Annotated in this window: 1 protein-coding gene and 1 pseudogene (1 of these 2 only partly in view); both read left to right on the top strand. The window is 65.9% G+C overall.

Features of this window, described 5'->3' with window-relative positions:
- A pseudogene (hemQ, locus tag ACFE99_RS24420) lies at positions 1–499 on the top strand (hydrogen peroxide-dependent heme synthase); it begins 151 nt to the left of the window's first position.
- 54 nt (positions 500–553) lie between these two features.
- The gene (locus tag ACFE99_RS24415; protein ID WP_375489370.1) at positions 554–1,297 is read left to right on the top strand and encodes a class I SAM-dependent methyltransferase; all 744 of its coding nucleotides are present in this window, start codon (positions 554–556) and stop codon (positions 1,295–1,297) included.
- The last annotated feature ends 89 nt before the right edge of the window (positions 1,298–1,386 follow it).

Genomic DNA, 1,386 nt, shown 5'->3' with positions numbered 1-1,386 from the left:
CCTTCGGGTCGGCCACCCGCACGCCGGGCACGTCGAAGCCCTGCAGGCTACCTACTCAGATTTCCGGCGCACTACCACCTTGGGACGCGCCTGCACACCGGTGTGGAGCAGCGTGGCGCTGCATCGCCCGGCGGAGTTCAACAAGAGCCACGTCCCGGCGTTTCTGGCCGGCGAGGAGCCGGGGGCCTACATCTGCGTCTACCCGTTCGTGCGGTCCTACGAGTGGTATCTGCTGCCCGACGAGGAGCGTCGGCGCATGCTCGCGGAGCACGGGATGGCCGCCCGCGGCTACAAGGAGGTCCGGGCGAACACCGTGCCGGCGTTCGCGCTCGGCGACTACGAGTGGATCCTGGCCTTCGAATCGCCTGAGCTGCACCGCATTGTCGACCTCATGCGTGATCTGCGGGCCACCGACGCCCGACGGCATACCCGTGCCGAGACACCGTTTTTCACCGGACCGCGGGTGCCGGTCGAGAAGCTGGTGGCTTCCTTGCCCTAACGCGTCGCCGAGTAGCGTCCCGGTCAACCCGCGTATTCACATGTGGAGGAATAGATGACTGCTTCGACCGATCCGGCCCGTTTTGAAGAGATGTACCGCGACGAGCGCAGGGTGCACGGGCTGCCTGCGGCCACGCCTTGGGACATCGGCGGTCCGCAGCCGGTGGTGCAGCAGCTGGTGGCGCTGGGCGCAGTCAAGGGTGAAGTGCTCGACCCCGGCACCGGCCCCGGGCATCACGCGATCTACTACGCGTCGAAGGGCTATAAGGCCACCGGCATCGACGCCTCGCCGACCGGGCTGGAGCGCGCGCGGGAGAACGCCCGTAAAGCTGGCGTGCAGGTGGACTTCCAGCTGGCCGACGCCACCAAGCTCGAGGGACTGGAGAACCGCTTCGACACCGTCGTCGACTGCGCGTTCTACCACGTTTTCAGCGACGATCGTGAGCTCCAGAACTCGTATGCGCACGCGTTGCACCGGGCTACCAAACCCGGGGCGCGGATCTACATGTTCGAGTTCGGGGCGCACGACGTCAACGGTTTCCGCATGCCGAGATCGCTGTCCGAGGACGCCTTCCGGCAGGTGTTGCCCGACGCCGGTTGGGAGATCACCTATCTGGGGCCGACCACGTACCAGATCAACCTCAGCGCCGAAAGCTTCGACCTGATGCTCGCGCGCAACCCGGATATGGCCGACCAGATCAAGCCGCTGGCCGAACGGTTCCGCATCATCGAGCCGTGGCTGACCAACGGCCGAGTGCACGCTCCGTTCTGGGAAGTGCACGCCACACGGGTGGACTAGGACGCCGCGAGACTTAAACCGCTGCGATCGCCGTCGGCTCAGACTCAAGTGATCGCTGCAACGCCTGAGTTGTTTAGGGGTGTTGTTCG

This window comes from uncultured Mycobacterium sp., assembly GCF_964249325.1.
Classification (GTDB): Bacteria; Actinomycetota; Actinomycetes; order Mycobacteriales; family Mycobacteriaceae; genus Mycobacterium.
Note: the sequence above shows the minus strand (reverse complement) of the source record. Positions and strands in the feature narration are given on the sequence as shown.